This window comes from Photobacterium sp. NCIMB 13483, from assembly GCF_003025475.1.
In the GTDB taxonomy this organism is placed as follows: domain Bacteria; phylum Pseudomonadota; class Gammaproteobacteria; order Enterobacterales; family Vibrionaceae; genus Photobacterium; species Photobacterium piscicola.
On the sequence record NZ_PYLV01000036.1, the window covers coordinates 1 to 23,928 of the forward strand.

Here is a 23,928-nt window from a genome sequence, read left to right on the forward strand (position 1 = left end):
ATATATTGCAGCATTACAACACTAAGCGGGGCCATAGTTATAACAACTATTTACCGCCAGTGGTGATGGAAACAGCCGCTTAATTTAAACACCTATAAAGGTGTACAGTTTTACTTGACCACTTCAGGTGAAGGCTTCTATAACTGTAGTGATATTACGATTAAACAAGGTAATGGTGAGATAACACCGCCACCACCTGTTGTGGAAGGTGACTTATTCCCTATATCAGGTTTCTTTATTAAGCCTGGTTTTGCGCCAGTCATTGGTGATACGGTGCGTTTCCGATTAATGGCTCCGGTTACAGGTGCTGAAGTGGTTGATCAGCGTTTAGTGATCACTGCTGCGAATCAAGCGACATGGGCTCAAACATTAGCAGAGCAAGTCAACGCGTTAGCATCAGATAAATTATTTATTGGTGTTTGGAACCAAGCTGCCGCTAAATATGAATTTAATACTAAAAATATTCATGCCAATCAAGTATGGGTAGAAGCTGAAAAGTATGGTTTTGCGTTAAGTATTTTCAAAGATCTTGAGCCATTACCGCCGATTGTGGATCCTGAATTACCAGATCCTGAGTTACCTGAAGGTAGCTGGAGTAAGTCTGCAACCTATATTGCAGGTGATAGCGTAATACATAATAATAAAAATTGGAAAGCGGGCTGGTGGACACAAAGTGAAGAACCGGGTATCGCAAATGTATGGACACAAATACTAACGGAAGGTGAAATCCCTGATATTTCAGCTTGGTCGGTTGCTAAAACATATAATGAAAATGATGTTGCTATTCATAATGGTATTCAGTGGAAAGCACATTGGAATACCGTTGGTGAAGAGCCAGGAACAACCGGCGAGTGGGGTGTATGGCGTAAGCTATAGTCGTCCCGCGTAACAATGTTTATAAAGGCCTGCCACTGTGCAGGCCTTGTTCGTTTTTATTACTCTTGTTCTTTTACGATGCGAAAAGTAATAGCTTGATACGGTTTACCTTGTAGTTTTACGATATAACTTCCCCATTCATGGGTATTAACATGATGTAAAACGAGATTTTTCTCAAGACAATAGTTATTAGTAATATATTGACCTTTTATGTCGGCATCCCTAATGGTGAATGTAATATTAGGATCTGTCGCAAAAACCATCTTTTCATTCCATTCTTTAATGGCTAATTGAACATAAGCTTGGCCTTTTGCATTAAGGGTTAATGCATAACCTAATGATGTCTCAAAAATTTGTTCTAGTTGGATTGCTTCTTCTGCTGTATTTGCTGTTTCTTGATATTGAAGATCAATATTACAGATCGCTTTATAAGGTGTAATAAAATAGGTATTTCGTCCTTGAATTTCAGCCTCTGAGGGACGTTGTGGTGTTGCAATTGCAGATGAACTAGCGATGAGAGAGAGCAACACTGACAGTGTTTTTTTCATTATATTATGCTTATTTTTGGAGTGGAAAAGGGACAATACAATTAGGTAAGTCTTGCTTAGTTTTTAGTGGAACAATTTGGCAAAAAGGGTTTTGATGCGCAAAGTCATGACTCATATCTCGCGTATTTAAACTTGAAAAAAAAGCCAATAATGCCTGTTTTTCTGTTGTTGTTAATGTGAAGCCTTGCAAATGAGGATCTTTATTTGGATGTTGACGCCCGTCGCCTTTATTTGGGCCAATAGTGATCACTCGACCGCCTGCCGCATAACTATCGAGAACGGCTCCAAGGTGATGAAAACTGCCATCATGTCCCCATGGACCTGTATTAGTGACATTGATCAATGATGGAATACGGAATTTACCATCATCAAATGTTTGTTGAGTAAAGTAACGTAATCCCATTTCATGCTGAGGATAACCATATTCACCAGCATTATTTTTAATACCATAAAGACCGGTGTTGTAATAGAGTGAACTATGGCTAAGAGGCTGATTTAATAGTGATCCGCTATGGCATTGAAAGCAGTTAAGTCGTTGACTTGTAAATAATGCTAACCCTTGTTGTTGCTGATCATTAAGGGCTGTATTGTCACCATCAAGAAATGCCTGATAAGCCGTATTAGTATCACTAATCGTGGCGACATAATGACTAAGGGCGGTGAGCACCCTGGTTGTGGTTATGCGGCTATCTCCAAAACTGGCCTTAAAAAGAGGTTGATATAAAGCTGGTGCTTGTTGTAATCGTGTCAGTAATAATGCATCGGTCATTCCCATTTCAGGTGGATGTAGTGAAAATAATGGTAATATAATCGCATCTTCTAACGTTGTTAAATATGGTTGACGTTGCATGAATGTCGTTAGCATGACGCTATTTAGGAGTGACGGCGTATTTAATGTGGTTGGGTTACCGTGAATATCTGGAACTTTAACAAAGCGGTTTGTCCAGCCTAAATCGGGAGCATGACATAAGGCGCAGCTGCGATTTCCTGTTTTAGAGAGTCGATTATCATTAAATAGATAACGCCCTAGTGTCTGTGTTGCGGTAAGTCGAGTGTCATCGATGGTTTTTTGAGCCGCGTATAAAGGTGATGATAAAACGAAGAGCAGACTTAACAATAACATTGGAACAGTATGGAAGATAACACCCATAATCTATATTAAATTTTACGGAAAGAAGTGCTGATTGTAATTGAGATGGGTGGGGTTCGCATGTGATTTTATGTATCAAGTTGCAACAAAAAATGCGGAAAAAGAATTGAGTGATCTTTCTCTATTTTTGATACTAATTACACCAGTATTATTAGAGCAATCAAGCTCGGCTGTGTTAGTTTTAATTTAACAATATCAAGGTGATAAATTAAATAATGATAGTTAATCCTGAAGATAAATTACATAGCCAACAAGTTTATGCTTGTGATGATGCTCTTGCAGAACGACAATTAGCATGTTTAGAAGTGCTTTATGATTTTAATCATACTCGACCTTCTGAAATAGAAAAACGTACTCAACTGATGCAGCAATTGTTTGCTGAAGTAGGTGAGGGATGTTATATCGAGCCGCCTTTGCATGCAAATTGGGGTAAACACACCCATTTGGGTCGAAATGTGTACGTGAATTTCAATTTAACCTTGGTTGATGATACTCATATTTATATTGGTAATGATGTCATGATTGGTCCGAATGTGACTATAGCAACAGCAGGGCATCCTATTGATCCCCTGCGACGTCAGCAGGTAACACAATTTAATATTCCGGTGACAATTGGAAATAATGTTTGGATCGGTGCTCAGTGTGTAATTTTACCCGGTATCTCAATTGGTGATAATACTGTCATTGGTGCAGGTAGTATTGTGACAAGGGATATTCCAAGCAATGTGGTTGCGATGGGAAACCCGTGTAATGTTAGTCGTGAAATTAATGAGCATGATAAAATTTATTTTTATAAAGAGAAAAGGTATTAAACAAATTAATGGTAGTTATAAATATAAATAAGATCTGCATAATATAAAAATACGATCTGTTATTGAATCGAGAATATTATTTCTTGAATTTTTTTATAAATATCAGAAGAGTCACCTGTTAATATTGGTTCTATTTGACTATTTTTATCGAGCATTTTTACTTTTTCTAATGTGATATGTCGCTGATCTTTTCTAATTTGAAATCGATCTTGTAGTAATGACTGGCTCATTACTATATTTGCTTTAAAAACAGCACGATAAACACCATTAAGAGGCATGTTACTCATGAAATTAATCCTTTGATATCTATATTTTTAAGGTAATGCTTACGGGTGTTAACAATCACCTAGTGTTACTCGGCGAATTGTAGACAACTACAGTCTATATTTAAAGGTTTATAATCACAAAAATAGTATTTAAATATTTTTCTTATATATCATTTAAAATAATACATAAGGAATAGGAATATATTAAAATATTTCATTCTAATAAATTATCAATCAGGTCTGAAATGAAAATATAATTAATTTAGTCTGCTTAATTGTATTTTAAATTGTTTTTGTGTGATCAAACTAGTGGGAAATTTATATTGTAGTTTAATTTAGATATCATAAATAAAAAACATATATCGTACTTATATTATAAAAACAATATTCAGTAGTTTTTAAATTCTATTCTGAAATACTTAAATTACAAATTATCTAGTTATAATTCCCTCTATATGGTCATTTATTGATAGATGTCAATTAACAATTATATTGCGTTTTTGAGTGACTCCTTAATGGATAAACAAGACTATTATATTATTAGTTTTTTGTATGGTAAGTCTAACTAAGGATAAATAATGAAGATTTTAGCGATACCGGGAAAAATGCCAATTACTGAATCGTGGTTATTTAAAATATTATCAGCAACGCAGTGGCGTCAAGAGCAAGTCGAAATGCATCGTTTTGCAGCATGGGACAATGAACAAGCTTTTAGCGTTGATAAAGAACTAACTTATTTACCATCAGGGCATTTTGATGTAGTGATTACTAAATCGATAGGGACATTAATTACCCTTAAAGCACAAAATACCATTAGCTGGGATCGGTTAGTCTTGATTGGTGTGGCATGGAGTCTATTTTCTGAATCCGAACATGATTTATTGCCAGCACTGGATGAAAAAGGTCAGCCGGTATTGATTATTCAAGAAAACCACGATCCTTTTGGATCATACGCTGAAATCGCAGCAGCCGTTGCGGGTAAGCATAATATAAGTTGTGTCGAGATCATGGGTGATAGGCACCAATACGCAAATACAGAAGCTATCGGTAAATTGATAAACCATTGGGTAAAAGAAACCCGTCGTGTTGCTGCATTATAAATGGTGTCTGTAACACAGAAAATGAGTATAACGCTGTTTTTCCTTTGTCATTATAGATAACGTCACTTAATATGACATCTATTTCTTATTGTTAATGACAAAGGATGTTGGTATGAACAAACATATAGGTATAGCGATGATTCCTTTTCTCGCTGGGTGTACAGAAATACCTAATGACACCATATTAGAACACGCCTTTTATTCCGCAGCACAGTCCTCAAAAGCGAGTTCAATCTTAACTGTTGATAATTTCGTTAAAGTTAGTGGTTATAAAAAATATGATCAATATATCGCTGAAGTGAGTTACGACATTCGATTTATTCAAAATCAAGAAAACCATGTGATCAGTAAAGATACTCAAGACTCAGGTTTAGGCTTGCATGCATTGTCTATGGAATATGGAATATGGACGATATAAAGCAGGGGATATCAGTAGCAACCAACAGCAAGTCATCTTTATTAAAACGCGTTCGGGTTGGCAAGTTAAAGCATAAAAAAAGCAGCCTGAAATGAGGCTGCCTTAGTATTTGTCTTATCAGCAGTACTATTTATTCTTTACTGTCGCAATACGAGAACATACTGGAATGTTGGTTGCATCAAGACCTGGTGCTGTATTGTGGAAATCAAACTCTAGCTCTACTTCTGGTTTGAAGATTAGGCAGTGTGTAGAACCACCAAAGTGGAACATACCAAGTTCATCACCTTTATTAATATGTTGGCCTTCTTCAACAGTCACAGCACAAGAAGACACTTCAGCCATACCAATAGCAATAAAGCACATTAAGCCAATGTTAGGGTTATCTGATTCAATAAAGATAACAGCACGTGTCGCAACCGCAGTTAAGAATGGTTGTGAATTGTTAGGCGCACTATCGTCGGCACCGTCTGGGTTATTAAAGCCTTGGTAACGGTTACCTAAGTAATATGAGCCGTTAACCATGTAAGTCTTTTTAACAGTACCCGTTACTGGACTGTTCCAGCGGTGGTAGCTTAATGCACTAAGGAATGCTTGATAAACTGTACCGCCAACAAATTGTTCAGCTAGTGGATCAAAATCCATCATGTTTTCTAATGAATAGGGTTGACCTTTAAGCCAGAAATTTGAAGATTTAGCGACGTTGGTAACAACCTGTAATGGTGCTGACTCACAGGCGTTAGCAATAACATCATCACCTTCAGCAATAGGTCTTACGCCGTCTTTAAATGTACGAGTAAAGAAGTCATCCCATGATTTAAAACCATAGTGTTGATCTGTTGGATCACAGTTAAAGAAATGCTCAAACGGCTTATCATGATTTTCTGAATCACTGGCTTCTGCCTGACAAGCGACAGTGACCATTTCTTTTTGGGCGTTATCACTTAACCAACCAAAGACTTTTGGTGTGCGATCTGGATGGTTTTCAATTAATACTGAGCGTGATGCTGGAGATGAAAGGTATAAACTCCAGTAAGTCAGAATTTTCTTAAATTGTTGGTTAACAAGTTCGTTTGCAAAGAACGCATAACCTGAATCTGTTGCCATTGGCCAATCAAGTAGCGCATTAATAGGGAAACCAATTAAACCACATGGTTCAAGTGCGCCTGTTTTAGGATCTAAAAACTCAGTGCACTCTGGTGCTTGCGTCATTATATGATTCAGTAAAACTAAAAATTCATCAAAGTCATTCACCTCTGGTGTTTCTAAAGGCGTTAATTCTTTGTGGCTTTTAGCTTCACTAAACATATCTTGTGAAAGGCGTAGTAGCGTAGGGTCATTCTCTACCAATTCTTTAAAATCGATAATAGGCTGAGCAATAGTATTAGATGTTAAATGCGTACGAGTTTTTAAATCTTTAATCCATGCTGCAACATGGGCTTTATTTTTAGGAAGCCAATTGCCTTTTAATAGAGGGTATGTCTGATTCATAATTCTATACCAAATGATAATTTAAATTTAAAAACGCTAAAGCATAAATCACATATTAAATATATATGATGCAATCACATTAGCCGTACTATCTATTTAAGTCATTATCTAAAACCTAAAGATTAAAACTCAAATTTACGTAATCAATTATTATAAATAGGTAATTAAATAAGATTTAAACATTAGTGAGATAAAACATAGACCAGATCAATCATTTAGATCTAATTTTATTTAAATATTTTTTTTCGGAAAAACCAAGGAGATAGAAAGATAGATAAATGGTGTTTTTAATGAACAGTTATTTTTGTTTGTGATTGTTTTTTGCACTATTTGTGATTGTTTGTAGTTGATTTAACAGGTTTTATTAAATATATGTTCAATAGCTATGATTTGAAAGCGTGATCTATGTCACGTTTTGTTTTTTAATTTAGGTTCATCTTAATAGCACAAACAATAAATAACTTAATAAATTATTGGTGGATAAAAAAATGACTTTAAAAGTAACTGCTAAAGGTTTTGAATTACCTGACTACATGGAAGCTCATATTGAATCTGAGTTTGCTAAATTTGATAAATTCCAAGTGGCTTTCCATAGCCGTAATGTATTTATGAAGCTAGAACCAGGCCGTCAATTTATTGTCGAGATTGCGGTTAAGACTAGCGTAGGTGATATTGAAGCATCTGCTGATGAAAAAGAATTAAGCGAAGCACTAAGCGCTGCATTTGCTCGTTTAGAACGCCAAATCATCAAGAAAAAAGAGAAGCCACTTGCTCACCGTTCTGAATTAAATGAACGTGACAAAGAAAACTTCCTTAAAGAAGAAGAAGCGTCAGCAGAAGCTGCTGCCGATGTAGTTATTGCTGAAAACGAAAAATAATAGCGCTTTAACGTGCTGTGTTATAACAATACGGCACAGTAATATTATTATTAGTTAAGCAAATGAAGCCTCGATCAAGTTATATTGATCGAGGTTTTTTTATGCGGCTTGTTGATTGATGATGACGTTTTCTTTTTTAACACACACAAAAATAGCATTACCAGAACGGCCATTCCAAGGCACTATTTTGTCGTAGCTATGTTCAAACATGGTCACATCAAAAAAGGGTGCTAATAACTGCTGTAATTGAGCATAGCTGATTGCCACCATTGGGTGATTATCACGCCAAGATTGCGTTACATTGTCACTTGTTTTTTCAATGTGAAGTTGTAATTGTTGATGCTCTCCTTCACCACAGTAATTCCAGCCTGATTGAAACATAAAATGGCTGTCTTCAAATTCAGTTGTATGGCGAACAAAAGAGTTGTTATCGATTTTATCTTTATCAACGGCATTGAAACAAAAAACACCATCTTGAGCTAAGGCATTATATGCACTTTCAATACATTGCATCAGCTTTTCAATATTGGCGTTGTAATGCAGCGAATATAAGAAACAAGTAATTAAGTCTAATGGAGCATCAACAGTAAAGTTACACATATCGTGCTGAACAAATGTTGCTTGAGGACAACGCTGTTGAGCAATGTTCAGCATTGGTTGATTAATATCTAAGCCACTTGCTTGATAACCATAACCAATAAAATGTTCAACATGAGGACCAGTACCACAAGCAAGATCAAGGTAACGTGTGCCTTGATTGCCAAATAGCTGGTGGAGTCTACGGACACAATTACTTTGTTCTTGGTAATCAATATCAGCACACATTAAATCATAGTAGCCAGACAAATCAGTGTATAAAGCGTTATAAGACATTATTAACCTAATGATTATAAAGAGATTATCTTGGTTATGGTAATTGCAGTATTACCAAAGTTGCGCGATATTAGCCTAGCTTTATTATTGCGACAAACAATATTTTGTAAATTAATAAAATTATTGAGATAGATCGCATTTTATTCTGTGTGGGTATATTTAGATGGGCGAAAAATTAAGTGTTCGAGATTAATGCAGCAGGGTACTGTTTAAGCGCTGTGTGATGTAAGTAAATATGAATAATCGTTATCATAAAGATTTCATAGTGAGAGATTAAATATCCGTCTAACAGTTGCTTATTGCTGACGGACAAGGATAATAATCGCTTTATAAATAGCGATGTTTTTATGCGTCTTGATAAATTTATTTGTAAAAGTACAGCATTGACGAAAGCACAAGCTATTGCTCATATTGAAGAGGGTGATATTAAGGTTAACGGCAACGTGATCTCTGATATTTCAGCTCAAGTTCATGAAAATAATGAAGTAATATTTTCAGGTAAGCAACTTTTCCCTCGCCCATTTCGTTATCTATTAATGAATAAACCTGCGCAAACAATTTGTTCTAATATTGACGAAGTTTACCCATCACTTTTCAATTATATTGATATAGAACGACCACAAGAACTGCATATTGTGGGGCGATTAGATGCAGATACCACAGGATTAGTCTTGATTACTGATGATGGTCGATGGTCATTTAATATTACTTCGCCTAATAAATTATGCCCAAAAGTGTATCGCGTACACCTTCGACAATCGATAGATATAAGTGCCAAGATATTGTTTGCTAAGGGAATTAAGTTGCAAGGTGAACCGCAGTTAACTGCGCCTGCAATATTAACTATCGTTGATGATAAACAAGTGCTATTAACGATCACTGAAGGTAAATTTCATCAAGTGAAACGCATGTTTGCCAGTATTGGTAACAAAGTGGTAGGTTTGCATCGTGAGAGCATTGGTTGCGTAACGTTAGATGTTGATGAAGGTCAATGGCGTTATTTAACGGTTGATGAAATTAACGATCTCACCCCATAATGAATACATTCAATATATGTTGTGAAGCGCTTACGTTAGATAGGTATGACGACATATATAATCAAATGAGGATTAATCTGTGAAAAAAAGTCAATTAGGTTTTATTGTGGTGGCAGCAACAATGTTATTAGCAGGGTGTAGTGAGCCGACGGTTACAGCAACGCCTGTTAAAAATGTTGATACTGTATCGGTCACATCACCTGATGATATTGATGTATTCTGTCCAACTGGTATTTGTACTTTTGAACTATCAACGACAGCGCCGACTAAAGTAACGGTCACTATGCATTATGATTACACTAAGCTTTACACCAAAATTGAAGGGGTGAGCGTTGTGGGTGAAGGCGCTAAAGATGCTAAAGTGGTCGATGAAGATCAATTTACAGTTGAACTAACGAAAAAGAATACCCCAGTAAAAATTGAAGTGATTGATTTTTACCGTAACTAAATAGCTTTCCTCGCGCTATTTCTGAAGCAGTCTTTAGACACATAAGGACTGCCTCTGTCTTATCTCCACACTTATCATAAAATATCTTGGCTTTTAAATATCATCATCAATGACAAAGAAATTATTATTAGCGGGCGTTTGTCTCTTTTATTTCTTGTTTAGTAACGCTTTTCTTTTTTGATGGTTAGAGAGCATTTCTTTGCTACGTTCAGGTATCGTTTTTTTATCATGAATTAAGTGCTTAATGGCCATTATTGGATGCTTAACGATCATTTTAGGGCCTGAATAGCGCATAATCGTTTGTGACATAATTTTTTGTTGTGGCTTATAACAATGGATAGGGCATTGCTTACAACTGGGTTTATTTTCTCCATAAGGACAGCGATCAAGTCGCTGTTTTACGTAAGCTCTAAATTGGTCACAATTATTACATCGTTGAAATTTTAGAGTATTGATTTGATGATGTTTTGCACAATAAATATCAATCATTGCGGTTATCGTCTTAAATTCACTGTCAAGCCGACCTAATAGACGAAAGTCAGTTTCTTTATTCATGTTTTATGACCACTATGAGTAAAAGGAATTATTCTAACTCGTATAAAGATGCATTTTAAATAAAACTTTATCAAAATGACAAAAAATGAAGATAAAGACGAATTTTTTTAGTGATAAGTATTAATAATGTTATTAAAGTGAAAAATTTAATGATGAAACACAAGAAACATGCTGAGATGGCTTGATTTAACGGGAGTTGAGCAGTAGTATCCACGCCTCGATTTTTATGGTGGTGTATATGAGCAGATTTGAGTGCCTTGAAAGAATTGTCGACGAATATCGTAAGAAAGTTCGTGACGCAGAGTTTAACCGTCAGAACGATAGCGAAGTTGCTAAAGTTCTAGTTTTATTAGTCGGTAACTCAATGTTCAGTCTGGCTGATGAATTTGCTGATTGGGTTAATCGTGGCGGTGATCGTAGCTATGGCGGTAAGTTTTTTGTTTCTAAGCAACTAATGACGTTGTTAGAGCCAGTAACTTTCCGTGGCGTAACGGTTCGTCGTGATTCGATTAAACTATTCAGAATTTCATAACCTGAGTGGCTTCCAATCGTTATTCAATGACTCTCCGATAGAAAAATTGAAAAACAGATTTTTGATCTAGCTATCAGCGTGGTCAATAAAAAGGGGATGCTATGGCATCCCTTTTTTGTTGATTATTATAAAGCAACATATTTACCTGAATTAGCTTGTTTGCCTTGTTTAGCTTGTTTATCCTGCACTTCCTGCACTTCCTGCACTTCCTGCACTTCCTGCACTTCCTGCACTTCCTGCACTTCCTGCACTTCCTGCACTTCCTGCACTTCCTGCACTTCCTGCACTTCCTGCACTTCCTGCACTTCCTGTTTTTCCTACTTCATCTACACTTAACCCTTGAGTCTCAATAGCGACTTATGGTCAACTAATGCCAAATAAAAAATATATAAAGAAAGAAGGTAATACATGGACGCTGAATTTTGGCATAGCCGTTGGGCTGAAGATCGAATTGGTTTTCACTTAACCGACGTTAATCCATTATTAATAAAATACTGGTCACAGGTGAATGCTCAACGTGATGATCGCGTGTTAGTACCAATGTGTGGCAAATCAGAAGACTTAGTTTGGCTTGCGGCGCGTCATAACGATGTGGTTGGGATTGAACTGAGTGATATTGCTGTAAAAGCTTTTTTTGCTGAGAATCTTTACACGCCATTAGTCACCGGGATCGGCTGTGAGCACGTGTATTCATTTGATGAGATCACAATCTACCAAGGGGACTATTTTACCGTTCCTGTTGCACCGGTTGATGTGGTATATGATCGTGCGGCATTGGTTGCGATGCCACAATCAATGCGTGAACGTTATGTTGAGCGTTTATTGCAGTTGGTTAAACCTGGTGGGCGTATTTTATTAGTAACCTTAGATTATCCACAACCACAAATGGATGGACCTCCATTCTCAGTGCCTAGAACTGAAATAGAAGCGTTATTCAGTGGTTGTAAAATAACTCACTTAGAGCGTGATGAAGCGGATGCCACCCATCCTCGTCGTCAGCGTGGTGTTGAGCGTTTTGCTGAAGAAGTATGGCTAATTGACGTTTAATAAACGAGTAATAGCGTAGTTGGAAAAACAAAGGCGTCTATGTGACGCCTTTATTGTCTTTAATTGCGCCGCTAAGGCTACAGAATGATGTTAACGTCTGCTGCTGTAGCAATGGCATCAGTGATAGCTGTATCAATGTTATCACGGCGTGTAAGCGCAACTCCAAGACGGCGGCGACCATTGATTTCAGGTTTGCCAAACAGTCTTATTTGCGTTTGTGGGCGAGATAACGCGGCGGTTAAATTATCAAATCGAATATTGGTAGAAATACCTTCAGCAAGAATAACCGCAGAAGCTGATGTGCCATACTGTGTAATCGTGGTAATTGGCATGCCTAAAAAGGCACGGACATGCAATGCAAATTCAGATAACTCTTGAGAGATCAGGGTTACCATTCCAGTATCGTGCGGGCGAGGGGATACCTCGCTAAACAACACTGTATCGCCTTTAACGAACAATTCGACCCCAAATAGGCCATAACCGCCTAATTCATTCACAACCTTCTGAGCAACATCCTCAGCCGCTGTTAAGGCTGCCTTTGACATTTGCTGTGGTTGCCACGACTCGCGGTAGTCGCCATCCTCTTGACGATGACCAATTGGCGCACAGAAATGCACTCCATCAACCGCGCGTACTGTGAGAAGTGTGATTTCATAATCAAAATCGACAAAGCCTTCAACAATCACTCGGCCTGCACCTGCACGTCCACCTTCTTGTGCGTATTGCCATGCTGATTCAATGTCTGCGGCAGTTTTAATCACGCTTTGACCTTTGCCTGATGAACTCATGATCGGTTTTACAACACACGGCATGCCAATACGATGCACTGAGGCTTCAAAATCGGCATATTGATCAGAAAATTCATAAGGCGAGGTTGGAATGGCTAAGGTTTCAGCGGCAAGACGACGAATACCTTCACGGTTCATAGTCAGTTTAGTCGCGTTAGCGGTGGGGACGATATTGATACCTTGGCTTTCAAGTTCAACTAAAGTATCTGTCGCAATTGCTTCAATTTCAGGCACAACAAAATGGGGCTTTTCAAGGGCAATAATACCTTTAAGTGCATCACCATCTAACATATCAATCACATGGCTACGGTGGGCTACCTGCATTGCTGGTGCATTCTCATAACGATCAACAGCAATCACTTCAAGACCAAGACGTTGACACTCAATAGCAACTTCTTTGCCTAACTCACCAGAGCCAAGCAGTAATACACGGGTTGCATCAGAACAAGTAGCTGTACCAAACATTGAAATTCCTTACGATTTGTCATTAAAGGTGAAATCTGCCGTTAATCATACCTTATTTTGATGTTTGCGCAATCGTTTGCTTTTGGTGGGTGTTTGATAGGAATCTCATAATTGAAGAACGGAAAGCGAAAAAAAACCGCTTATCATAAGCGGTTTAAATGATTATTTTTTGCGATTTTCCCAATGGGTAATAAAAGCAACTGAAAGAATAATAATTCCAGCGCCAAGCCATAATCGCCCTGGTGGTGTCCAACCAAAGACTAACCATCCACCTAATACGTTTAAAGGTAATTTTGCGTGATCAAAAGGTTGTACAAAAGAAGCATCAGCTACGGCATAGGCTTTAGCGATTGCCCATTGTGCTAAGCCTGTCAATAAGCCCGCAATAATTAATAACCACCAGCTAAAACTCACTGTTGGCATCGTAAAGTCAGGCGCAGCTAAAATAAGATTGAACGGTGTCATTAGAATGAGCAGGTACATCACAATCGTGGTTGGTGATTCATGGCTAGATTGCTTCTTCACCATCAATGAATAAGCCGCCCAGAAAAAAGCCGCACCTACAGGCAATAATGTCGCGATGTTAAAATCTTCAGACCATGGCTCAAGAATAATCATGGCACCAACAAAACCGCCTAGTGTTGCCAACCAACGCGCTTTACCGACAGTTTCTTTTAGAATGAGCCCTGAACCGATTGTTGCAAATAGTGGGGAAATCATTAGTAGCGCAATACCTTGCCAAATAGGGACAGGGTAGGCTAATGCCCATAGCCATAACTGGATACCGATAACCGCAAAAAACACCCGTAAGCAGTGTAACCAAAAGTGGTTGGTTTTAAGCGATTGACGAATACCTAATGTACGTAGCCAAGGAAACATAGCGATTAATGCAATAAAGTATTGGATCAACGCAACAGACGTGGAAGGAACATGCATTTTGATACTAAGGTATTGAGCTAAGCTGTTTACGATAGCAAACGCGAGCCCAGCCGTGAGCATCCATGCTGCTCCTTTCAAAGGATTGTGTGTTTGAGACATTGTCATTGGCTTCTAATAATAGGTGGCGAGATAATACGCTTTTGATGTTTGATAGCCAACATTGATCAAGTTTAGATAATAAAAAACCGCCAGTGAGGCGGTCTTTTTAGAATATTCAAATCAATTGCCGACTTAATAAGCAACATATGTTAGTTGAATATCAGGATTAAGTGCTTCTAATAATGCTTGTGTACGTGCTAATTGACTAATTTTACTTTCAGCACTTTCTACCAGTGCCGCTTCTGCAATCTCAGACAATGAATAGTTAGACATATTCATATTAATTAATGCCACTTGCAGAGGAGGTAAGCTTGGGTTGAAGGCTGCATTTTCTGCATACATGCCTTCAAAAACACGGCCATCATGTGCTTTTAATGCCATACCACTGAAATTCTTTGAGTAAGGTGCATGTGAACGGTTAGCGGCATTACATGCACTGATCGCAAGCTCTGAACCTTCTTCAATGCAAATGCCATTATTTAAATCACTTAATAGACCATCTTTAACCCCTAAATCTAGCGGGCCGAATGAATCAGGTAAGTATTGTTGCAGTGTCATGGGTTCGCGTTGTGGCAGTTGAATCATCATGTCGTTAGCTGATGTTAATTCATTCATAAACTGACGACAGTGACCACAAGGGCTGTAGTTTATAGTGACATCTTTAATGCCCACTTCGCCCTTGATCCATGCATGGCTAATGGCAGATTGTTCAGCATGAATAGTACAAGCCATACTTGCGTTTTCAAATTCCATATTAGCACCAAAATATAAGCGGCCAGATGTGCCACGTACAATTGCACCAACATAGAAATTAGAAATAGGGACTACAGCATAGGAAGCAGCAAGAGGAAGGAGGGCCAAGCGAAGTTCAGTATCAGTCATGTGCGTTGTTGATAATAAACATTCGAATTGCTCAGGACTGATCGTTGAGTCGAAATTTGAATCTTCGATAATAGGCTTTAAAGCTGACGCCAATTCAGCAGGTAATAAGCTTAATGCTTTTATAACACGTGCGTACATTGGGTGTTACTCCTTCATTGTTTATGGCAAAACATTCTATGTGAATCACAATGAGTTAGAAGTGATCTTGATCACACTGTTGGTTTTGCCATTACACCTATTACATTACTGAGAGTGGCGTCACACTTGTTTCTGTAACAAAGCATACAACATTTCAATGACTTAGTAAAAATTGACCGTTTTGTATGCTTTGTGCTCAACTGTGCTATTGCTGATCAAGCATGTCCAAAAATACGTAATAGTAGAGGAAACATCAGTGGGGCTAATAAGGTGGTCATAATGCCGCAAATAACCAAAGCTAAAGAACTAAATGCACCTTCTTGATAGTTTTCTTCTACGGCTTTTGCTGTACCTAATGCATGTGACACCGTACCAATTGACAAGCCTTTTGCTAGTGGATGTTTCACGCGGAATAATTTCATGATTGGGTAACCTAATACCGCGCCAAATAACCCCACAATAATCACCATTGCAGAGGTAATCGCAGGAATCCCCCCAATTTGCTGAGAAGCCGCCATTGCAAGAGGGGTAGTGATAGATTTAGGTAAAATACTTGCTGCAAGTTGAGCATCCGCACCCATTGAAAAAGCAATCGCAGTACCAAAGGTCATTGATAACACGCTACCGACAAAACAAGAGGTTAAAATGGTTTTCCACTTACTGCGAATAAGCCCAATTTGTTGATATAGCGGGAAAGCTAATGCGACAACCGCAGGACCCAATAAATAGTTAATCACTTCATTTTGTGCAAAATAGGTCTGATAAGGCACTTCCAACCATTTTAAGGCCAAAATCATAACAATAAGCGTGATTAAAAGAGGGTTGAAAAAAGGATTTTTAATTTTCATTGCTAAATAACGTGCAACATAAAAGCAGACTAAGGTTGCCACTAACCAAATCATGACTGTTTCTCCTTATGGTGTACCGCTAGGCCAATAACAATTAACACAATAACGGTGCTGCCAAGGGTACTTGCAAAAATGATCGCTGCGTTATTTTCAATGACACCTAAATAATTCATTAAACCAACACCAACAGGTACAAATAACAATGCCATGTGTTTAATTAATAAATTACAGGTACTTTCAACCCACTCTGCACGACAAATGCCAGTGACAAGAGCAATAAAAAGAATAAATAAGCCGATGATACTGCCAGGAACCGGTAATCCAGACCAGTGCTGAATGCCTTGTCCTAAAAAGAAACAGATCATGACGATAGCAAATGAGCGTATATAATTCATGGGTGGTATGACTCTTAAATATTTCCAATCATCATACAAATAAACATGATAATTGTCACACTAATTAATGGCGGTTAATGAACTATATTGGTTTCTGTTGATAAAACAAGCATTAATGTTATTGGATTGTCAAAATATACCCACCAAGCAGTAGTGTAAATGTAATGATTATTAAGGTGCAAATAGTTGCGTAATTAGTCTTTATTCCCAAAGGGAACGGTTTTATTGTGTGCTTTTTTGCGATGTTTGACCATGACGGTGCTTTTTTTAATGCAGGTGCTTCATTACGCACTGCTGCGGTATTGGGTAATGACACACGAAAGCCATAACTAGGGATAATATAGATAGGTATCGCCATTTTGCCATTGCGAAGTAATTTTTTAGACAATGATAATAATAGAATATTGAGATCATAATGATGATCTCCGCTATCCTCGTATGCATTGGGGTAGGTGAAGGTATAACGATAGACCGACTCAATACTGACAACTTCTCCCGCAAGATGGCAAAGAGAGGCTAAAAAACGGGATTCGTCATTAGTTAACAAAGTTTGTTGATTATCATGCCATCGAAGTAGCCTATCTTCAGGAATAAAATCAATACCTTCAAAGCGATAGCATTTTATTGCCGTTTTCGTTGTCATTATCCACCTACTTGTAAGCCCTTCGAACACAACCTCACTCGATAGCATTAAGTGTTGACGGAATTACGATAATCATCAAATAACAGATCTCATTAATAATAAAAAAGCCCATCACAAGATTCCTGTGATGAGCTTATTGTATTTTTAAATATTGAATTACATCAATTTACTAATATAGTCATATAGTGATTTCATGATCTTCATTTTGTGTTCATTTGACTGACAATCGAGCGCCGCTGCTTCAAAGTTCTCCATGTATTTGGTCATGTTCTCTTCAAAGAAATCTTGGCAATGATGCTTCCAACGCTGTTGTTCTTGATAGGTGAGTGTTAATGGGTAATTTCGCGCACGATAGCGGAACAACAGCGGTTTAATACGCTCATCTTCAACATTGATTTCCAATGTAGCCAGTGACTCAACCTCTGTTTCACGAATAATATCCATCGTTGAGCGATCAGCGGTGGAGAAGAAACCATCGTAAAGCATGGTATCAACGTTATCACTATTGGCGTATTCACGTTTAACACTGAACATTTCCAACAATTTAGCCCGTATTTCAGGGTGCTGCTTTAATAACGCCAAATTTTTAAGGCATAACTCACGATCAATACCGAGTCGCGCTGCATCTTCTGCTTTTAATGTTTTGGCAGGGGCAAGCACAGGACACTTGTTTAAATGCACTTCTTTAATCGGGACGGGTAACTCATCAGGACCAAGATCGATACGCTTAGTGTATAAACGCTCACGCAGTTGATCAGCATCAAGCTCAATTAATGGGGTTGGATCTTGGGCAAGGTTAACGCAGATCACCGCATTTTTGTTATCAGGATGCCACGCCATCGGTACGATCCAACTGGTATTGCCACATTCAGTACCGAACATACCCGATACATGCACAATAGGGGTGAGATCAACAATATCAATCAGATCTTGTAATTTACGCTTATGACGCAACTCAAACAGGTAATCAAACAGTTTAGGTTGGTTGTGCTTTAAAATCTTCGCCAGTTCAATCGTGGCGTACACATCAGCCATAGCATCATGGGCATTCGCGTGTTCAATGCCATTGGCGATAGAGAGTTTCTCAAGCTTAAAGCTCGGACGACCTTCATCATCTGTTGGCCAGTTAATGCCATCAGGACGCAATGCATAACAAGTACGCATGATATCGAGTAAATCCCAACGAGAGTTACCATTTTGCCACGCCCAGCCATAAGGGTCATAAAAGTTACGGTATAACGTATAACGGGTCACTTCATCATCAAAGCGCACGTTGTTATAACCAATGACACAGGTATTTGGCTTTGATAGCTCAGCATGAATTTGCGCAATAAACTCAGGCTCTGATAAACCCTTCTCCATTGCCTCTTGTGGTGTAATACCTGTAATCAAACAGGCTTCAGGTGAAGGTAGGTAATCGGCTGGTGGCTTACAATAGATCACTAAAGGCTCACCGATGATGTTCATTTCCATATCGGTACGCACCCCTGCAAACTGGCAAGGGCGATCATTCGCTGGACTGGCACCAAAGGTTTCGTAATCAATCCAGTATAAGCTTGGTTCGTTGGTTTTTTTCATAGTTTTCCCAAAAGCCGTTGGCTCAATATCAAGTTACTGCAATCCATGACACGCTGCATATCAACTTAATATTTTCTTAAAGCAATACGTTATAAAGCTAAGTATCCCGTAACTAACCTAATAGAGGCAAGTTTTTAGGAAAAATAAAGCGTCCCCCTCGCCATTATCTACAGTGAATGCCCAACTCCCCGTCATTCCCTACAGTGAATGCCCGCGAGGGCGATAGGGAATCTACTATCCTCGTGTTGTAGAGGTTATTAGTAGTGGTATCGTTATTGCTGTAAGAACAAGTTCATTATTGAAAAAACAGACTTAGACCGCATTAAAAGACAGCACGTAGGTAAAGCACCTGAAGTCGGTACTCGTGTACCAACGTTTTCAGAACTTAGCAACACCCATCCCCAATAAGACGCCCAATCCCAACTAAAGCGCGGGTAATATTAGAGCGGGTAATGGCTACTTATGATGATGTGCTTTTCCCTGGTGGTGATCTTGATAAGCCGATAACGATTTCAGCGGCTAACCGTTATATTCGCCGAATTAGAGATAGTTTACCCATTGAAGATTGGCGTACCCATGATTTTAGACGTTCGCTATCTACCGGTGCATCAGAACTAGGTGTAATGCCACATGTAGTAGAGAAGATGCTTGGCCATGAGTTAGGTGGAGTATTAGCGGTTTATAACAAACATGATTGGTTGAAAGACCAGTTGGAAGGGTATGAGCTGTATGCAGAGAAGCTGGATAGTTATTTGAAGTAGGTTTGTTGGTTATTGATTTAAGCCGTGTTAGATATAGTTTCTAACACGGAAATGTCCCATTATTATTTAGATTAAATACTAATTTATATCGTGTTAACATGATTTTTGATTAGTTTTAATCATATTATTGGCCTCGTTGTATAAATAAGTAACAAATTATAGTTCTTTTATTTAACCGCTTCTTTTATAAGTAATAAACTGTTACTTATATCATGACATTGTATGCACATATCAAGTATGATTGTATGACTTTTCAGGCATAAAATATGTCAAAGTAAGAATACTTATTAATATGAAGTTAGGTATAGAAAGGAGCTAATTTTGATTGAATTTATAAAAATATACGAGTTACACGGTGAAAAGGATGTTTTATTAAGTTTTCATGATAATGTAAAAATTATTATTGGAGATAATGGTTCAGGAAAAACGACTGTTCTTAGTGCCTTATATTCAATTCTATCCCAAAATTTTCATAAGTTAAGTAAACTTGATTTTGAAAGAATCGAATTGCAATTTTCGAGTGGTGATTTGATTACATTAAATAAAGAAAATTTAGGAATTGGAACATATATTGAATTAGTCGATCACCCTGTATTAGATGGATTAAACAAAGTTCTTCAACCAGACGAACTATTTACACTAGTACAAACAGTAAGAGAAATGCCTTACGCTAGGGTTCAGCATATACCTAACTTTAGAAAAGTATCTCGACGCTCTAGATATCCATCTAGAGAAATTTATGATCGTTTATCTTACGTGGCAGATAAAGTTTTAGATGAAGGACACTCAAATCTAGTGAGTGAAGAAATAAAAAATATAATATCTAAAAATGTCAAAGGTGAATTATTATACCTTCCAACCTATAGACGTGTTGAAGAAGACTTGAATAATCTAGGGTATTTAGATGATGACTTTTCTTCTAAAGATCAACTAATCCAGTTTGGAATGAATGATGTAAAAATTAGATTCAGTAAAATTAAAAGCGAACTGAAAGAAACAGCAGTTAAGTTATATACAAATCTAAACGGTAAAATGCTAACGCAATTAACATCAAACTATAAAGCATCTGAAATAGAATTCTCAAAAATTGAAAAAGTAGACGAACTAAAAATAGTTTTATCTCGTGTCGGTGACGGAATTTCAGAAGAAACAAAGTCTCAAATAATGAAATTAATTGAATCTGGCCAAATTAAGCAAGATAGATATCATCCACTAGTTTTTGTTTTAAGTAATCTTGTCGATGTTTATCTTGAGCAAAAAGAGACAGATGATGCAATCAAAGTTTTTGTGGAAGTAGCAAATAAATACTTAGTAAACAAAGAATTTAGTTACGATGAAAATAATGTAGATATAAAAGTAGTAAATAAAAATACGGGAAATCCTGTAGAATTAGAAAATCTATCATCAGGTGAAAAACAACTAGTCTCTTTATTTTCTATGCTGTATTTAGATAAAATTGATAATTATATAATTATTTTTGATGAGCCTGAACTCTCTCTTTCTATAGAATGGCAAGAAACTTTATTACCTGATATGATTAACTCTGGTAAATGTCAATTTATGGTTGCTGCAACCCATTCCCCTTTTATTTTTGATAATGAACTTGATGATAAAACAGGGATCATTGAAGTAGTTAGAGAGGGCTAAGGATGGACCGTAGTGAAATGATGCGGCAAAAGCGTAGGTCTAATGCTGTCGATCTTATAAAATTAATAAAAAGAATAGATTGTTTTAAAACCTCTTTAATCTGTATTTTTGAAGGTGAAGACTCAAAGTATTATGGTTCTAGAATTGATCCATATTTTAGTAATTTGAATCGGAAAAACCTTTCATGTAAAGGCAAAGAGGCTGTATTAAAATTAAGAGAAAAAGTAGCATCTAATCAAGAATTAAATAGTGCAAATATTTTATTTTTTGTTGATATAGATTTTGATGAAAAAAAGCAAACTGATTATAATATTTATTCAACGCCATGCTATTCAATTGAAAATTTATATGTAACAACTCAAGTTTTTTCTAGAATTCTGACTGATGAGCTTGGATTATGTTCATTCAGAGATAAAGAACTCATAGATAACTTAATTAATATATATGAAAAGTTTGAGAGTGATTCAGATGATGCTTTGGCAGAGTTAAATGCATGGCTTATTGTTAGGATTAAAGAGTCCGAGTCAAATGAAAACATAAATCTTAATTTAAATAATATTTCTGTAGATAAATTTTTATCTATATCTGGATTAGAATCTACAAAAAAATATAATGTTATTGATTTGGATTCTATTTTTAAAGTTAAAGAAACTATTGATGAAGATGCTTTAGAAACTGCAATTCATATTGTTAATCAAAAAAATAAAGCTAATTTCTGTCGAGGTAAATACCGCTTAGAATACTTCAGGTTATTTTTAATTGAAGTATTTAATGAATCAAGGAATGGTGAAGGAAATTTTGTTGGCCGCAAGGTAAAACCAAAGCTTACTCTAGTAAAGACAAATATAATTTCTGAGTTATCTCAGTATGCTGAAACACCAGAGTGTTTAAATGAATTTTTAAGTAATTTTAAAAGTAGAATTGTAGCATAAATATTGTAAGCGCCCCATAAGCCTACTGGCGTTTTTAGTGAGAGAAATTCTAAAGTAAGATGGTTGTCGTAGTTGAATTAATTTGGCTTCCCCATTTTGATTTTTAATCAACTGTGACTGGGTTAGAATCTGAACTCTACACGTTAATATTTAATTATTAGTTAGCTCAAATAAACAAAGCGATCTCTCACCAAGATCGCTTTGCTGCTAAAACCGCTTTCCAAACCGACTGGTATTATCTTTCCATTCTTCAACCGCAGAACGTAACCAACGTAAGGGCATCAGTGTGATTGGTTCAGGGAAACCGCGTGTTTGTCGCCACTTATAAATAGTTGCTCGACTTGTGATTTGAAACATCTCTAATACTTCAACGTGACTAATTAAAAGATGTGTTGATTGCTCATTAAGTTCAGCATAAGTTTTTGCTGGTGGCGGTGAATATCGGTAGTTGCTTTGTTGTTTACTTTTATAGTGTGACGGTGTCACGTTTAAGCTGTTTTCTGTGGTATATGAGATGGTTACAGTAGGGTAGCTGTTGTAATCGAACATGTTTGATTCCTTATTCGCATGTTGTATTAACAAAATTAGAAAGACGAACCCGATTCATGGTGTGCCAGCAACGGGCATCACCTTTAAATAAGCCTCCTGCCTTTAATTTTGCACATCCTTCCGGTAATGACTCACCACAATGTTGGCAAGTACCTAGTGATTGTTTAATTTGTTCCATCTCACCATGAATACGATGGACACCGATCAGTAGTGGTGATCACCGTTGCCGAATTGATGCTTAAATTTCGTGATACCTACCGTCAAGATTCAGCAACCAGTGAAACAGCACTGATTCGTTTTCTGAGTAATGTTGATTTGCTGGTGATAGATGAATTGGGCGTTCAGCACAACAGCAATAATGAACGAGTAATGATAAACCGCATCATTGATGAACGTTATACCCTAGAAAAACCAACAGGGGTGATTACCAACCTTCAGAGTGATGAACTTATAACAACTTTAGGCCGCGCAGCTGTCGACCGCATTATGGAAGACGGTAAGTGGGTAACGTTTAATTGGGCAAGTTTTAGAATTAACAAAGGAACACAACCAGCATGAGAATCGAAACCCTGTTGAGTAAATTTGCGATTAAAGGTATCAACTACGATCCTCAATCTGGTGGTGGTAAAGCGTTATTGTCTGCTGAAGAACAATTGGCGGTAGTGGGGCTATGTTGGCATGAATCGCCAGTAGGGTGGTTGGTACTGTTTGTTGAAGGGCTAAGAGATGTTCATGCACTTAAACAACTGCAAATAGCGACCAGAGGTGAAACATTACGCTTAATGGAAGATTGGCGCGGTGTGTATCCAGAAAAAGCATTAACAGCGTTATGTGCGACTGCGATTGCTGAAGCGACTCAACAGAACGGCCAAGTATGTCCAGAGTGTAATGGTCGTGCGATTGTGGTGGATAAGAACCGTAATCGTTGTAAGTGCTAATGCTGTAAAGCTGGTCGTATTGTTTGGACCCAAGAAACGCGTTTTGCGTATTTTGCACAAGTTTTGCCTGTGACTTATAGTCGTTTTAAGCGTTATAACGTGGTGTTGAGTCAGTTGGTACTTTGGTTAGTAGAAAATAAGGCAGTTGCAGTTATGGTAATGGAAGATCAGGTTTGAAGTGGTCAAGTAAAACTGTACACCTTTATAGGTGTTTAAATTAAGCGGCTGTTTCCATCACCACTGGCGGTAAATAGTTGTTATAACTATGGCCCCGCTTAGTGTTGTAATGCTGCAATAT

Annotated in this window: 30 protein-coding genes; 14 read left to right on the forward strand and 16 right to left on the reverse strand. The window is 37.4% G+C overall.

Features of this window, described 5'->3' with window-relative positions:
- Positions 1–114 precede the first annotated feature (114 nt).
- Positions 115–876, forward strand: a complete 762-nt coding sequence (locus C9I86_RS18780) for a carbohydrate-binding protein (RefSeq protein WP_158258965.1) — start codon at positions 115–117, stop codon at positions 874–876.
- Between the two features lie 59 nt (positions 877–935).
- Here C9I86_RS18780 and C9I86_RS18785 read toward each other — a convergent pair whose 3' ends face one another.
- Positions 936–1,424, reverse strand: a complete 489-nt coding sequence (locus C9I86_RS18785; RefSeq protein WP_107277168.1) for a hypothetical protein — start codon at positions 1,422–1,424, stop codon at positions 936–938.
- A 10-nt stretch (positions 1,425–1,434) separates the two neighbouring features.
- Complete coding sequence (locus tag C9I86_RS18790) at positions 1,435–2,574, reverse strand: cytochrome-c peroxidase (protein WP_107277169.1); 1,140 nt, start codon at positions 2,572–2,574, stop codon at positions 1,435–1,437.
- 215 nt (positions 2,575–2,789) lie between these two features.
- On the opposite strand from C9I86_RS18790, the gene C9I86_RS18795 reads away from it, so the two are divergent.
- Positions 2,790–3,386, forward strand: coding sequence for a sugar O-acetyltransferase (locus C9I86_RS18795; protein WP_080157561.1), 597 nt, complete (start codon positions 2,790–2,792; stop codon positions 3,384–3,386).
- Between the two features lie 59 nt (positions 3,387–3,445).
- Here the strand turns inward: C9I86_RS18795 and C9I86_RS18800 are convergent, their stop codons facing one another.
- A complete protein-coding gene (locus C9I86_RS18800; protein ID WP_080157559.1) occupies positions 3,446–3,673 on the reverse strand; it encodes a hypothetical protein in 228 nt (75 codons plus the stop codon).
- 557 nt (positions 3,674–4,230) lie between these two features.
- Here C9I86_RS18800 and C9I86_RS18805 point away from each other — a divergent pair.
- Positions 4,231–4,752 (forward strand): hypothetical protein, encoded by a 522-nt coding sequence (locus C9I86_RS18805; protein WP_080157558.1) that lies wholly within the window; start codon positions 4,231–4,233, stop codon positions 4,750–4,752.
- A 112-nt stretch (positions 4,753–4,864) separates the two neighbouring features.
- Complete coding sequence (locus tag C9I86_RS18810) at positions 4,865–5,170, forward strand: hypothetical protein (RefSeq protein WP_107277170.1); 306 nt, start codon at positions 4,865–4,867, stop codon at positions 5,168–5,170.
- Positions 5,171–5,296: 126 nt separating this feature from the next.
- On the opposite strand, the gene C9I86_RS18815 is transcribed toward C9I86_RS18810, so the two are convergent.
- On the reverse strand, positions 5,297–6,658 hold the full coding sequence (locus tag C9I86_RS18815) for a phosphatidylserine decarboxylase family protein (protein ID WP_107277171.1): 1,362 nt from the start codon (positions 6,656–6,658) through the stop codon (positions 5,297–5,299).
- 488 nt (positions 6,659–7,146) lie between these two features.
- Here C9I86_RS18815 and hpf point away from each other — a divergent pair, with 488 nt between their 5' ends.
- Positions 7,147–7,536: a ribosome hibernation-promoting factor, HPF/YfiA family gene (hpf, locus tag C9I86_RS18820; RefSeq protein ID WP_045040496.1), complete on the forward strand. Its 390-nt coding sequence runs from the start codon at positions 7,147–7,149 to the stop codon at positions 7,534–7,536.
- 99 nt (positions 7,537–7,635) lie between these two features.
- Here the strand turns inward: hpf and C9I86_RS18825 are convergent, their stop codons facing one another.
- Positions 7,636–8,409, reverse strand: coding sequence for a class I SAM-dependent methyltransferase (locus tag C9I86_RS18825; protein ID WP_107277172.1), 774 nt, complete (start codon positions 8,407–8,409; stop codon positions 7,636–7,638).
- A gap of 347 nt (positions 8,410–8,756) precedes the next feature.
- Between C9I86_RS18825 and C9I86_RS18830 the strand changes: the two genes are divergently transcribed.
- Together C9I86_RS18830 and C9I86_RS18835 are read left to right on the forward strand one after the other, a co-directional pair.
- Complete coding sequence (locus tag C9I86_RS18830) at positions 8,757–9,446, forward strand: pseudouridine synthase (RefSeq protein WP_107277173.1); 690 nt, start codon at positions 8,757–8,759, stop codon at positions 9,444–9,446.
- 79 nt (positions 9,447–9,525) lie between these two features.
- Positions 9,526–9,894 carry a spore gernimation protein gene (locus C9I86_RS18835; protein WP_080157549.1) on the forward strand — a complete coding sequence of 123 codons (369 nt, stop codon included), beginning with the start codon at positions 9,526–9,528 and terminating at the stop codon, positions 9,892–9,894.
- A 147-nt stretch (positions 9,895–10,041) separates the two neighbouring features.
- On the opposite strand, the gene C9I86_RS18840 is transcribed toward C9I86_RS18835, so the two are convergent.
- Complete coding sequence (locus C9I86_RS18840; RefSeq protein ID WP_107277174.1) at positions 10,042–10,449, reverse strand: nitrous oxide-stimulated promoter family protein; 408 nt, start codon at positions 10,447–10,449, stop codon at positions 10,042–10,044.
- Between the two features lie 238 nt (positions 10,450–10,687).
- Between C9I86_RS18840 and C9I86_RS18845 the strand changes: the two genes are divergently transcribed.
- On the forward strand, positions 10,688–10,981 hold the full coding sequence (locus C9I86_RS18845) for a hypothetical protein (protein ID WP_005367981.1): 294 nt from the start codon (positions 10,688–10,690) through the stop codon (positions 10,979–10,981).
- Between the two features lie 125 nt (positions 10,982–11,106).
- On the opposite strand, the gene C9I86_RS18850 is transcribed toward C9I86_RS18845, so the two are convergent.
- A complete protein-coding gene (locus tag C9I86_RS18850) occupies positions 11,107–11,286 on the reverse strand; it encodes a hypothetical protein (RefSeq protein ID WP_241956916.1) in 180 nt (59 codons plus the stop codon).
- Positions 11,287–11,389: 103 nt separating this feature from the next.
- Here C9I86_RS18850 and C9I86_RS18855 point away from each other — a divergent pair, with 103 nt between their 5' ends.
- Positions 11,390–12,028, forward strand: coding sequence for a thiopurine S-methyltransferase (locus C9I86_RS18855; protein ID WP_080157543.1), 639 nt, complete (start codon positions 11,390–11,392; stop codon positions 12,026–12,028).
- 77 nt (positions 12,029–12,105) lie between these two features.
- Here C9I86_RS18855 and purT read toward each other — a convergent pair whose 3' ends face one another.
- The 7 genes from purT to sbcB all read right to left on the reverse strand — a co-directional run bounded on the left by purT (position 12,106) and on the right by sbcB (position 18,803).
- Positions 12,106–13,281 (reverse strand): formate-dependent phosphoribosylglycinamide formyltransferase, encoded by a 1,176-nt coding sequence (gene purT / locus C9I86_RS18860; RefSeq protein WP_107277175.1) that lies wholly within the window; start codon positions 13,279–13,281, stop codon positions 12,106–12,108.
- Positions 13,282–13,443: 162 nt separating this feature from the next.
- Positions 13,444–14,319 (reverse strand): DMT family transporter, encoded by an 876-nt coding sequence (locus C9I86_RS18865; RefSeq protein ID WP_080157539.1) that lies wholly within the window; start codon positions 14,317–14,319, stop codon positions 13,444–13,446.
- 132 nt (positions 14,320–14,451) lie between these two features.
- Positions 14,452–15,339 (reverse strand): cytidine deaminase, encoded by an 888-nt coding sequence (gene cdd / locus C9I86_RS18870; protein ID WP_107277176.1) that lies wholly within the window; start codon positions 15,337–15,339, stop codon positions 14,452–14,454.
- A gap of 215 nt (positions 15,340–15,554) precedes the next feature.
- A complete protein-coding gene (locus C9I86_RS18875; protein WP_080157535.1) occupies positions 15,555–16,241 on the reverse strand; it encodes a CidB/LrgB family autolysis modulator in 687 nt (228 codons plus the stop codon).
- A complete protein-coding gene (locus tag C9I86_RS18880; protein WP_080157533.1) occupies positions 16,238–16,582 on the reverse strand; it encodes a CidA/LrgA family protein in 345 nt (114 codons plus the stop codon). The genes C9I86_RS18875 and C9I86_RS18880 overlap by 4 nt, the downstream gene beginning before the upstream one ends.
- Before the next feature lie 118 nt (positions 16,583–16,700).
- Entirely contained in the window at positions 16,701–17,225 is a 525-nt protein-coding gene (locus tag C9I86_RS18885; RefSeq protein WP_107277177.1) for a hypothetical protein, read from the reverse strand.
- A gap of 156 nt (positions 17,226–17,381) precedes the next feature.
- Positions 17,382–18,803, reverse strand: coding sequence for an exodeoxyribonuclease I (gene sbcB / locus C9I86_RS18890; protein ID WP_107277178.1), 1,422 nt, complete (start codon positions 18,801–18,803; stop codon positions 17,382–17,384).
- Between the two features lie 452 nt (positions 18,804–19,255).
- Between sbcB and C9I86_RS20310 the strand changes: the two genes are divergently transcribed.
- The 3 genes from C9I86_RS20310 (at position 19,256) to C9I86_RS18905 (ending at position 22,143) form a co-directional block, all read left to right on the forward strand.
- Positions 19,256–19,564: a tyrosine-type recombinase/integrase gene (locus C9I86_RS20310; protein ID WP_241956917.1), complete on the forward strand. Its 309-nt coding sequence runs from the start codon at positions 19,256–19,258 to the stop codon at positions 19,562–19,564.
- 321 nt (positions 19,565–19,885) lie between these two features.
- Complete coding sequence (locus tag C9I86_RS18900) at positions 19,886–21,211, forward strand: AAA family ATPase (protein ID WP_158258966.1); 1,326 nt, start codon at positions 19,886–19,888, stop codon at positions 21,209–21,211.
- A 2-nt stretch (positions 21,212–21,213) separates the two neighbouring features.
- Positions 21,214–22,143, forward strand: a complete 930-nt coding sequence (locus C9I86_RS18905) for a DUF4435 domain-containing protein (RefSeq protein WP_107277180.1) — start codon at positions 21,214–21,216, stop codon at positions 22,141–22,143.
- Positions 22,144–22,350: 207 nt separating this feature from the next.
- On the opposite strand, the gene C9I86_RS18910 is transcribed toward C9I86_RS18905, so the two are convergent.
- The gene (locus C9I86_RS18910) at positions 22,351–22,692 is read right to left on the reverse strand and encodes an AlpA family transcriptional regulator (RefSeq protein ID WP_107277181.1); all 342 of its coding nucleotides are present in this window, start codon (positions 22,690–22,692) and stop codon (positions 22,351–22,353) included.
- 10 nt (positions 22,693–22,702) lie between these two features.
- Positions 22,703–22,870, reverse strand: a complete 168-nt coding sequence (locus C9I86_RS20100; protein WP_158258968.1) for a hypothetical protein — start codon at positions 22,868–22,870, stop codon at positions 22,703–22,705.
- 32 nt (positions 22,871–22,902) lie between these two features.
- On the opposite strand from C9I86_RS20100, the gene C9I86_RS18915 reads away from it, so the two are divergent.
- Together C9I86_RS18915 and C9I86_RS18920 are read left to right on the forward strand one after the other, a co-directional pair.
- Positions 22,903–23,250, forward strand: a complete 348-nt coding sequence (locus C9I86_RS18915; protein ID WP_241956918.1) for an ATP-binding protein — start codon at positions 22,903–22,905, stop codon at positions 23,248–23,250.
- Positions 23,247–23,630: a hypothetical protein gene (locus C9I86_RS18920; protein WP_241956919.1), complete on the forward strand. Its 384-nt coding sequence runs from the start codon at positions 23,247–23,249 to the stop codon at positions 23,628–23,630. The genes C9I86_RS18915 and C9I86_RS18920 overlap by 4 nt, the downstream gene beginning before the upstream one ends.
- Positions 23,631–23,928 lie beyond the last annotated feature (298 nt).

Excerpts from the sequence above, each read along its gene's own strand:
- C9I86_RS18785 (WP_107277168.1), bottom strand. The coding sequence starts at position 1,424 with ATGAAAAAAACACTGTCAGTGTTGCTCTCTCTCATCGCTAGTTCATCT.
- C9I86_RS18790 (WP_107277169.1), bottom strand. The coding sequence starts at position 2,574 with ATGGGTGTTATCTTCCATACTGTTCCAATGTTATTGTTAAGTCTGCTC.
- C9I86_RS18795 (WP_080157561.1), top strand. The coding sequence starts at position 2,790 with ATGATAGTTAATCCTGAAGATAAATTACATAGCCAACAAGTTTATGCT.
- C9I86_RS18800 (WP_080157559.1), bottom strand. The coding sequence starts at position 3,673 with ATGAGTAACATGCCTCTTAATGGTGTTTATCGTGCTGTTTTTAAAGCA.
- C9I86_RS18805 (WP_080157558.1), top strand. The coding sequence starts at position 4,231 with ATGAAGATTTTAGCGATACCGGGAAAAATGCCAATTACTGAATCGTGG.
- C9I86_RS18810 (WP_107277170.1), top strand. The coding sequence starts at position 4,865 with ATGAACAAACATATAGGTATAGCGATGATTCCTTTTCTCGCTGGGTGT.
- C9I86_RS18815 (WP_107277171.1), bottom strand. The coding sequence starts at position 6,658 with ATGAATCAGACATACCCTCTATTAAAAGGCAATTGGCTTCCTAAAAAT.
- hpf (WP_045040496.1), top strand. The coding sequence starts at position 7,147 with ATGACTTTAAAAGTAACTGCTAAAGGTTTTGAATTACCTGACTACATG.
- C9I86_RS18825 (WP_107277172.1), bottom strand. The coding sequence starts at position 8,409 with ATGTCTTATAACGCTTTATACACTGATTTGTCTGGCTACTATGATTTA.
- C9I86_RS18830 (WP_107277173.1), top strand. The coding sequence starts at position 8,757 with ATGCGTCTTGATAAATTTATTTGTAAAAGTACAGCATTGACGAAAGCA.
- C9I86_RS18840 (WP_107277174.1), bottom strand. The coding sequence starts at position 10,449 with ATGAATAAAGAAACTGACTTTCGTCTATTAGGTCGGCTTGACAGTGAA.
- C9I86_RS18845 (WP_005367981.1), top strand. The coding sequence starts at position 10,688 with ATGAGCAGATTTGAGTGCCTTGAAAGAATTGTCGACGAATATCGTAAG.
- C9I86_RS18855 (WP_080157543.1), top strand. The coding sequence starts at position 11,390 with ATGGACGCTGAATTTTGGCATAGCCGTTGGGCTGAAGATCGAATTGGT.
- purT (WP_107277175.1), bottom strand. The coding sequence starts at position 13,281 with ATGTTTGGTACAGCTACTTGTTCTGATGCAACCCGTGTATTACTGCTT.
- C9I86_RS18865 (WP_080157539.1), bottom strand. The coding sequence starts at position 14,319 with ATGTCTCAAACACACAATCCTTTGAAAGGAGCAGCATGGATGCTCACG.
- cdd (WP_107277176.1), bottom strand. The coding sequence starts at position 15,339 with ATGTACGCACGTGTTATAAAAGCATTAAGCTTATTACCTGCTGAATTG.
- C9I86_RS18875 (WP_080157535.1), bottom strand. The coding sequence starts at position 16,241 with ATGATTTGGTTAGTGGCAACCTTAGTCTGCTTTTATGTTGCACGTTAT.
- C9I86_RS18880 (WP_080157533.1), bottom strand. The coding sequence starts at position 16,582 with ATGAATTATATACGCTCATTTGCTATCGTCATGATCTGTTTCTTTTTA.
- C9I86_RS18885 (WP_107277177.1), bottom strand. The coding sequence starts at position 17,225 with ATGACAACGAAAACGGCAATAAAATGCTATCGCTTTGAAGGTATTGAT.
- sbcB (WP_107277178.1), bottom strand. The coding sequence starts at position 18,803 with ATGAAAAAAACCAACGAACCAAGCTTATACTGGATTGATTACGAAACC.
- C9I86_RS20310 (WP_241956917.1), top strand. The coding sequence starts at position 19,256 with ATGGCTACTTATGATGATGTGCTTTTCCCTGGTGGTGATCTTGATAAG.
- C9I86_RS18905 (WP_107277180.1), top strand. The coding sequence starts at position 21,214 with ATGGACCGTAGTGAAATGATGCGGCAAAAGCGTAGGTCTAATGCTGTC.
- C9I86_RS18910 (WP_107277181.1), bottom strand. The coding sequence starts at position 22,692 with ATGTTCGATTACAACAGCTACCCTACTGTAACCATCTCATATACCACA.
- C9I86_RS20100 (WP_158258968.1), bottom strand. The coding sequence starts at position 22,870 with ATGGAACAAATTAAACAATCACTAGGTACTTGCCAACATTGTGGTGAG.
- C9I86_RS18920 (WP_241956919.1), top strand. The coding sequence starts at position 23,247 with ATGAGAATCGAAACCCTGTTGAGTAAATTTGCGATTAAAGGTATCAAC.